Raw genomic sequence first — 632 nt, 5'->3', positions numbered from 1 at the left:
ACCAGCTCTCCGCCTTCGCCGACGAGGTCACCCGCGTCGCCCGCGAGGTCGGCACGGCCGGCAACCTGGGCGGGCAGGCCACGGTCCGGGGGGTCTCGGGCACGTGGAAGGACCTCACCGACAACGTCAACGTGATGGCGTCGAACCTGACGGGCCAGGTGCGGTCCATCGCCCAGGTCGCCACCGCGGTGGCCCGCGGCGACCTGTCCCAGAAGATCACCGTCGAGGCCAAGGGTGAGGTCGCCGCGCTGGCCGACGTCATCAACACGATGGTGGACACGCTGTCCGCGTTCGCCGACGAGGTCACCCGCGTCGCCCGCGAGGTCGGCACCGAGGGACGCCTCGGCGGCCAGGCACAGGTGCCGAACGTGGCCGGCACCTGGAAGGACCTCACCGACAACGTCAACTCGATGGCGAACAACCTCACCGGCCAGGTCCGCAACATCGCGCTGGTGACCACGGCGGTGGCCAAGGGCGACCTGTCGAAGAAGATCGACGTGGACGCCCGCGGCGAGATCCTCGAGCTGAAGACCACGATCAACACGATGGTCGACCAGCTCTCCGCGTTCGCCGACGAGGTCACCCGCGTCGCCCGCGAGGTCGGCACCGAAGGACGCCTCGGCGGCCAGGCC

General features: G+C 70.4%; 1 protein-coding gene. It reads left to right on the top strand.

Going from position 1 to position 632, the window contains the following annotated elements; all coding sequences use genetic code 11:
* Window positions 1-632 (top strand): HAMP domain-containing protein (locus ACFWBB_RS42605; protein ID WP_385284698.1); only part of this gene is annotated, 632 nt, incomplete at both ends.

The sequence above is a fragment of the Streptomyces sp. NPDC060000 genome, assembly GCF_042737375.1.
In the GTDB taxonomy this organism is placed as follows: domain Bacteria; phylum Actinomycetota; class Actinomycetes; order Streptomycetales; family Streptomycetaceae; genus Streptomyces.
Note: the sequence above shows the minus strand (reverse complement) of the source record. Positions and strands in the feature narration are given on the sequence as shown.